This window comes from Moorena sp. SIO3H5 (assembly GCF_010692395.1).
GTDB lineage: Bacteria > Cyanobacteriota > Cyanobacteriia > Cyanobacteriales > Coleofasciculaceae > Moorena.
This window is the reverse complement of the sequence record NZ_JAAHHS010000343.1, coordinates 1-8,373: the sequence shown is the minus strand read 5'-3', so window position 1 is coordinate 8,373 and position 8,373 is coordinate 1. Positions and strand designations below refer to the sequence as shown.

The following is an 8,373-nucleotide window of genomic DNA, read 5'->3' as shown; positions in this document are numbered from 1 at the left end:
CCTTTGTTGCGGTTGGTCTTTCAAGAGCCATCTGAGCCGGTGGAAACAGCTGGAGAGTCTTGAGACTTGTGGCTAAGCTATCTGAGCTTGGTGATTAAAGACAATTATTATTGATGCAGGATTCTTGAAGAATCCTGTTCAATTTAGTTGATTGTGTATGCTTTAAGATTTCGATATTGCTAAATGTGTTAACTAAAACCAAATTTTCGATTCAGAGAAACCCGTGTATACTGAAACTCTTGAAACTTAACCAAGCTACTCTACGTCCGAGTCTGTTAATGGTTTTAATAAGATTAATCTTATTAGTCAAACAGACTAGAAAGTGGTTGACTGGGCTATTAATTAGGGGTATTCATCGTGAGCGGTTAGGGATTAGCGGTGAACTATAGCCTACTCTAGGCGGCTGCGCGCGGTCTAATACTTAACCGCTAACAGCTGGTATAACCAATTGCTATAACCAATTGCTATAACCAATTACCTAAGATACATGATACAGGAGTAAAAATTGTGAGGTTTCGCTGGCTACTGCTACTCTCCAGCTCTTTGACATTGTCTCTATTTTCATTGGCGGCTCAAGCCCGTGAACTACTATTTTGGCAATATGATCGCAATCAGAATCGCCTGGAATTTACCACTGATGTGGGTGTACAACCCACAGCCCAACTCATTTCTAATCCTACCCGGTTAGTGATTGATTTACCGGGAATTAACGTCGGAGGTCCATCAACAAATCAGCGTATAAGCGGGGCGATTCGAGAAGTGCGAGTGGGTCAGTTTGAGAGACAAACCACTCGGATTGTGGTTGAATTGGCTCCTGGTTACACTATAGACCCCCAGCAGGTAAAATTTCGGGGTATTAGCCCCAATCAGTGGACTGTACAATTACCTCAGCCTTATCGAGGGTCACTGCCGGTTCTGCCTAACCCAGCACCGCCATCCCTACCACCGGCTCAGCCCCCGACCCGCACTCAATCCCCTCCACCACGGCCAACTATTCCGAGATCCAATCCAACTATTCCGAGATCCAATCCAAGTAATCCGAGATCCAATCCGGGGATTCGCCGCCAAGGCTTTGAGATCAATAGAAATGGATTTTTTGTCAGTACCGATGGCGGGAAACCCATCATTCAAATCGAACGAAGTCGCAATAATCGCAGCATAAACATCGACCTAGAAGGGGTTACGATTCCCGAGAGTCTGTTAGCAGAGGATTTGGATGTAAATCGCTACGGGGTTAGCAAAATTCAGTTTGAAAAGAAAAAAGATTCCCCACCGATTGTCCGGATGACCCTGAATGTGGATAGTGACAGCCCTGATTGGCTGGCATCCTTCAGTCAAAGATTGGGAGGGGTGTTGATTTTTCCTAGAGGGATCCCAGCTCAACGCTTAGATAATGGACCAACATCCAAAGTGCCAACGAAACCGATTCAATCCCGTGGCTCGGCTAATATCGGTAAGTTAGCCACCATTGGGTCAGTGGAACTGGCTAGCAATCAGACTCAGCTGTTGATTAAGGCTAACCAACGGGTCAGAGCCACTAGCAAATGGGATCCTCGTTCAAAGGCTTACCAAATTACTATACCGAATGCCAAACTAGCTGACAAGTTCAGTGGCCCTCAACTTAATACCACTAGTCCTGTCTCAGAGGTGATGGTGCGGCAGGAGGAGAAAAACACGGTGCTGATTTTGGTACAGCCATCAAACGGGACCCGGATTGGTAGCCTCAATCAGCTCAATGATCAGCTGTTGGCTCTGCAACTGAGACCATTTCTATCAAGAAGGCCAACCAGGATACCCCCGCGCTCGATTCCTGTGCCACCGCCTAACCAGACTCGCCCACCAATTCCCAGACGTCAGGTTCCCAAAGAGCGCCTGGTAGTGGTCATTGATGCCGGACACGGTGGCAAAGACCCTGGTGCTATTGGGCTTGGGGGTATACAAGAAAAAGATGTTAATTTGTCGATTTCCCGACAGGTGGAAGCGCTGTTGGAAAAACAGGGGATCCAGGTTGTCATGACCCGCTCAGATGACCGATTTATCAGTCTGGATGGACGAGTTCAAGTGGCAGAACGGACTGATGCTGATTTATTTGTAAGCATCCACGCCAATGCTATCGGGGGTAAGCGACCGGATGTGAATGGATTAGAGACTTTCTACTACTCTACTGGTCGGAGTCTTGCCCAAACCATCCACTACACTATCTTGCGGAGCGTGGATATTCGTGACCGACGTACCCGACGGGCGAGGTTTTATGTGCTCAGGAAAACCTCCATGCCAGCAGTTTTGGTAGAAGTTGGTTTTCTAACCGGCGATGAAGACTCAGCTAAACTGAAAAGTTCCGCCTTTCGCAGCCAGATGGCTAGAGCGATCGCTCGTGGCATCCTCCTATATATTCGGCAGAATCGGTTGAGCTAAGTTGAGTTCTAATATTGTGTCAATTCTTAATTCATAATTGCTAACCTATAATTTAACGATTTTCTTGTTTTGAGCGAACTCAAGTAATCTGTTTATTACCCCTGGGTGGGTAGGTGCCAATTATTAACCAATGATCAATAACCCAATTTTGATCTCTCGAACTCAACCCCAGAGTCGTCCTATCGGGATTTTCGACAGTGGTGTGGGGGGTCTGACCGTTCTGAGGGAACTATACAAACAACTACCATCCGAATCAATTATTTACTTTGCGGACACAGCACGGCTACCCTACGGTACCAGGTCTGCGGATGAAATCGTGCAGTTCGGCTTCGAGATTCTCAGCTGGATGGTGCAACAGGATGTCAAAATGGTGGTGATGGCCTGCAATACCAGTTCGGCTCTGGCATTAGAAACTCTGCGTAGTGAGTTTGACATCCCAATGCTGGGGCTGATTCTACCAGGTGCCCGTGGGGCGCTCCACCAAGGTCGTCGGATTGGGGTGATTGCTACACCAGCTACCGCTGCCAGCAATGCTTATCGAAATGCTATTTTAGAGGTTGAACCAACTGCTCAGGTCTGGCAAGTGGGTTGTCCGGAGTTTGTGCCATTAGTGGAGCAAAATCGCTTGTGCGAACCCTACACTACAGCGGTCGCACGGCAGTACCTAGAACCTTTGCTAGCAGCCCAAATCGATACCCTAATTTATGGCTGTACTCATTATCCCCATCTAGAACCGATCCTACGGGAAATATTACCCCCAGACGTTAAATTGGTAGACCCAGCGAAATACGTTGTTGCTGCTGCTGCTCAAGAACTGGATTTAATCGGAGGGAAGAATACTGGGGAGCCAAGACCAACTCGCTTTGGGGTCAGCGGTTGTCCTCAACAGTTTGCCCAACAGTCCCTAAAATTTCTGGGTTACACTCCAACAGTTGAAAAAATACACCTACCACAGGTGTCAATCCCTACGATACCTTTAGGTGCGACCCATGATGGCGAGTAATCCCTTGACCGTAGGTCACGCTACGCGAACGCCATCACGGAAAGCTCACCTTTAGAATCGCTAGATTGAAAAATAATAGACCGATTTTTTTTACTAAAAATTGCTTGTGGAGGCAATTGTTAACCCATCCCACTTTCCTTAGGTGAAGTCGTTGCTCACAGGCGACTTCACCTAAGTTAGTTATTATCAAGATTAATTTTTCGCAATTTTTTCAGTCACTTTAACCCCTTTAACTCGCCTTAGATCTAAATCAAGCTAAATCAAGGTTTAGCTCGGCTTGTCATATCATCTCCGGATAATTACCCTTAATAATCTGTCGCCCACAGGAAAGCGCACCAAGAGACGGGAAAGGGGAATTACTAGTTTTGTAAATTTTTGTTTCAAACTTATCACAATTAACGTAAAAGCGAAAACTCACGCTGAAGACTAATTTAGTAAATCAAAAACCTAGTGCTTGAGTAAGCAGTCCGCTATGAGCTTAGTCAAGAAACAGAGTCAACTCATGGGATTTTTTTCCTGGGCGACTCTTGTGTCTTAAAATCTGGTTTTTCGCTTATTTTGACCCATTCCCAATTCCCAATTCCCAATTTCCCCTTAACCTTTACCCATAAAAAATCAGGGATATAATAATTAGTAAAGCAGATTTTATCCCCAATAACGTTACGTTTATTTTATAAGTTATCTAACTATGTCAGCTATAACTATTAAAGACATCAACACCGATAGCCTTTCTGTGGAAGAACGCTATGCACTTGACATTCTAGTAAACCTGCCAGGGCCTCAGGTTAGTAAACTCCAAGAATTAATGGAATTGGAGGTAGAAGACTTTATTAGCCCTATAATTATACAAAATTTTATTGAACTGTGTCAAGAATGCGGCTTGGAGTTGTCTGAGGCAGGAGTCAATAAGTTTAAAGATGCTAACAAACTCGGTAATACTGGAGCCGTAAAAGGAATTATTGGTCCTCAAACGGCTCAGTTTTACTTTGATGCTATCATCAATCAAGTAACACCAGAGTTGCCACCAGGTACCGATAGAAACATTAACCAAGCTGGTTTAGATCTGGTTAAAGAGTTTGAAGGACTCCATAAAAGGTGCCCCGATGGCAGAGTAGAAGCTTATATCGATCCGGTGGGAATTCCTACTATTGGATGGGGTCATACGGCTGGTGTTCGCCTAGGAGATATCATCACTGTTGAGCAAGCGGAGAAATTGCTCAGACAAGATTTAGAAAGTTCTGAATCTACGGTGAGTAATCTTGTCAAAGTATCACTGACTGATAATGAATTCTCTGCTCTAGCTAGCTTTGTGTTCAATATAGGACCAACAGCGTTTAGGCGCTCGACATTGTTACGTAAGTTGAATCAAGGTGATGATCAAGGGGCTGCCAATGAGTTTCTTCGTTGGAACAAGGGTGGTGGTCGAGTCCTATTAGGCTTGAGCAGACGCAGAGAAGCGGAGCGTAAACTGTTTCTTAGTTAAGTAAAATTCAAGGTTGCAGGTTGAAGGTTGTTTGGTTGAAGGTTGAAGGTTGAAGGTTGAAGGTTGAAGGTTGCAGGTTGAAAGGTTGTTTGGTTGAAAGGTTGTTTGGTTGAAAGTTTGTTTGGTTGAAGGTTGAAAGTTTGTTTGGTTGAAGGTTGAACGCGATTGCGTGGCCAAAGGCCAAGGTTGTCATCCAAGGCTACACCTAATGCCTAACCCCTAATACCTAAGCCCTAACCCCTGTAAGTTGGGGAAAATGTATAATAAGAAACCTATCCCCCAGTAAGGTCATTACTCACCTTACCAAACCAATAAGTTTATTTGGGCTACAGGCATGACCAAACAAGCACCTACCTCCTTGCTTTCCCTAAACGTGGCACCGACTCAAGTAGTGCGTTGTTCGTTGGAAGAATCAGGAAATGCGATCGCACGGTTGGGAAATCGTCCTTTGATTGTAGGAGGCCAGTATACTCTGGCTACCCTAGCCTCATCACTGGAATCGGTTTTGGAACAGCATCAACTCAGTTATGAATGCGCATCCTACAGTCCTGATTGCAGTGAGAAGTCTTTAGGTAAACTCTCAGAAGCCGTTGCTGCTCATCAATCTGACTTAATTATTGGGATTGGTGGTGGTAAGGCGTTGGATATTGCTAAAATCCTAGCGCACCAGTGCCAGTTACCTGTAGTTACTGTACCCACCTCTGCTGCTACCTGTGCTGCTTGGACAGCTCTATCCAATATCTATTCTGACCAGGGGGCTTTCCTGTATGATGTTGGACTTGACCGTTGCCCAGATTTATTGGTACTTGATTACAGCTTGATTCAGACAGCGCCCCAACGTACCCTAGTTGCCGGAATTGGTGATGCCTTAGCGAAGTGGTACGAAGCTTCAGTTAGTAGTGGTAGCGCTACAGATACTCTAATTATTGCGGCTGTCCAACAGGCAAGGGTATTGCGAGATATTTTGTTCCAAAAGTCCGTTGATGCTCTAACCCAACCTGGTAGTGAAGTTTGGCGGGAAGTTGTCGATGCAACAGTTTTACTGGCTGGTGTGATTGGGGGCTTGGGTGGAGCTCGATGTCGTACTGTTGCTGCCCATGCTATACATAATGGTTTAACTCATATCCCAGCAGCTCACGATTCTTTACATGGTGAAAAGGTTGCTTATGGCATTTTGGTGCAGCTGCGTTTGGAAGAAATGCTTCAGGGGAACCAACTAGCTGCATCAGCACGACAACAGTTGCTGAAGTTTTATGGTGAGCTTGGTTTGCCCCAAACCCTCCAAGACCTGGGATTGGGGTCCATTACCTTGGCTCAGTTACAGAAAGCAGCTGAGATTGCCTGTGGGGAAAATTCTGATATTCATCGGCTTCCGTTTAAGGTGCTTCCAGAACAGCTGATGGCAGCAATGGTTTCTACTAGGGTACTAGTTGAGGGGAATCGTCAGCAGCAGTTAAGTTTGACAACCTCAACGCTTGAAGGTTGAACGCGCACGCGTGGCCATTCGCGTAGCGTGGCCAATAGGCCAAGGCCAAGGTTGTCTGTCAGAATGAAGAATGAAGAATGAAGAATGAAGAATGAAGAATGAAGAATGAAGAATGAAGAGTTTGTGATTATATATTCTTCATTCAAAAATGTTGCAGGTTGCAGGTTGCAGGTTGAACGGTGTTGGGTATTCGCGTAGCGTGGCCTTTTGGCCAAGGTTGGAGATTTTGAGCTCAAACCTGATACCCTTTAATATTACTAGCATTTTCCCTTACACTGGCTCTCAACTCGTTCGCGTAGCGTGGCCTTTTGGCTAAAGTCAAAAATTCTAGGTCAAGACCTTCAACCGGCTAACCTCCAAACCTGACACTGATAATGGTAGATTTGATTACCCCAGCACAACGACTAAGCGCACTCCCTCCCTACGTATTTGCTCGTTTAGATGAATTAAAAGCAAGAGCCCGTGAGCAAGGGCTGGATTTGATTGACTTGGGGATGGGTAATCCTGATGGTTCAGCACCGCAGCCGGTGATCGAAGCAGCGATCGCAGCCTTAAAAAATCCCGCTAACCACGGTTATCCTCCCTTTGAGGGGACTGCTAGTTTCCGTCAGGCAATTACGAATTGGTATCACCGCCGCTATGATGTGGAGCTAGACCCGGACAGTGAAGCTTTACCTCTGTTAGGGTCTAAGGAAGGACTAGCTCACCTAGCCTTGGCCTATGTGAATCCGGGAGATTTGATTTTAGTACCTTCTCCTGCTTATCCAGTCCACTTCCGGGGTCCGTTGATTGCTGGGGGGGAAATTCACAGCTTGGTTTTGAAACCGGAAAATGATTGGCTGATTGATTTAGGGGCGATTCCGGATCAGGTTGCCCAACGAGCTAAGATCCTCTATTTTAACTATCCCAGTAATCCAACCACCGCTACCGCCCCAAGGGAGTTTTTTGAAGAAATTGTTGCGTTTGCCCGTCGGTACTCAATTCTGCTGGTACATGACTTATGTTACGCCGAATTAGCATTTGATGGCTATCAGCCTACTAGTTTGCTGGAAATTCCTGGCGCTAAAGATATTGCTGTCGAATTCCATACCCTATCCAAAACTTATAATATGGCTGGCTGGCGCGTTGGCTTTGTAGTCGGGAATAGCCGCATTATTCAAGGGTTGCGTACCTTAAAAACTAATCTCGACTATGGCATCTTTGCTGCCTTACAAAGCGCTGCTGAAGCCGCCTTGCAACTGTCAGATGTTTACCTTCAAGACGTCCAAAACCGTTACCGCCGCCGCCGAGATTTCATGATTGAGGGTTTGGCCGAGTTGGGTTGGCAGATTCCTAAGTCCAAGGCAACCATGTATCTGTGGGTTCCTTGCCCAATCGGGGTAGGTTCAACGGATTTTGCCCTGGATGTTTTGCAGCAAACTGGAGTAGTCCTCACCCCAGGAAATGCTTTTGGTATCGGGGGTGAAGGGTATGTGCGGATTAGTTTGATTGCGGAATGCGATCGCTTGGGTGAAGCCCTCAATCGGTTGAAACAAGCTAATATCCGCTACCAAGCCGAAACAATGGTAAAGGGTCACTGACCCCTGGTCTAAAGACACAGGGGCTTGAATAGAACAGTATTCAAGGGCAACCAGTGACTAGATTACAAGGGAGAGTTGATACTCGTTATCACCTTGTTCTAAGACTTGCATAGGCACGAACGTTCGAGTGTTTCCCTAGCTCGTACCTCTTTAAACCTTCTGTTCAAAGGTGTGGGTAAAGCCCAGAAATCCTAGACAAGTTAATCGTAGGGACGCACAACTTGATCTCGTGAGGATTATCTCCATGTTACGAGTACCTGTTATTTCACCAGAGGGTCAACCCCTTATGCCAACTAAAGCCTCTCGGGCTAGGCGTTGGGTTCGCGATGGTAAAGCCATCGAAAAATGGAATGATGCCGGAATCTATTACGTTAGATCGGACCGTTTACATAGTGTCAGTGGCTGT

The 8,373-nt window shown here is 46.0% G+C and carries 6 protein-coding genes; all 6 read left to right on the top strand.

Going from position 1 to position 8,373, the window contains the following annotated elements:
- The first annotated feature begins 507 nt into the window (after positions 1–507).
- Positions 508–2,415, top strand: a complete 1,908-nt coding sequence (locus F6K52_RS27560; protein ID WP_293085924.1) for an N-acetylmuramoyl-L-alanine amidase — start codon at positions 508–510, stop codon at positions 2,413–2,415.
- A 130-nt stretch (positions 2,416–2,545) separates the two neighbouring features.
- Positions 2,546–3,418: a glutamate racemase gene (gene murI / locus F6K52_RS27555; RefSeq protein ID WP_293085921.1), complete on the top strand. Its 873-nt coding sequence runs from the start codon at positions 2,546–2,548 to the stop codon at positions 3,416–3,418.
- Positions 3,419–4,106: 688 nt separating this feature from the next.
- The gene (locus F6K52_RS27550) at positions 4,107–4,901 is read left to right on the top strand and encodes a lysozyme (protein ID WP_293085918.1); all 795 of its coding nucleotides are present in this window, start codon (positions 4,107–4,109) and stop codon (positions 4,899–4,901) included.
- Between the two features lie 334 nt (positions 4,902–5,235).
- Positions 5,236–6,387 carry an iron-containing alcohol dehydrogenase family protein gene (locus tag F6K52_RS27545; RefSeq protein ID WP_293085915.1) on the top strand — a complete coding sequence of 384 codons (1,152 nt, stop codon included), beginning with the start codon at positions 5,236–5,238 and terminating at the stop codon, positions 6,385–6,387.
- 371 nt (positions 6,388–6,758) lie between these two features.
- A complete protein-coding gene (locus F6K52_RS27540) occupies positions 6,759–7,967 on the top strand; it encodes an aspartate aminotransferase (protein ID WP_293085930.1) in 1,209 nt (402 codons plus the stop codon).
- A 244-nt stretch (positions 7,968–8,211) separates the two neighbouring features.
- The coding region (locus F6K52_RS27535; RefSeq protein ID WP_293085927.1) for an RRXRR domain-containing protein at positions 8,212–8,373 on the top strand (162 nt) is incomplete at its 3' end.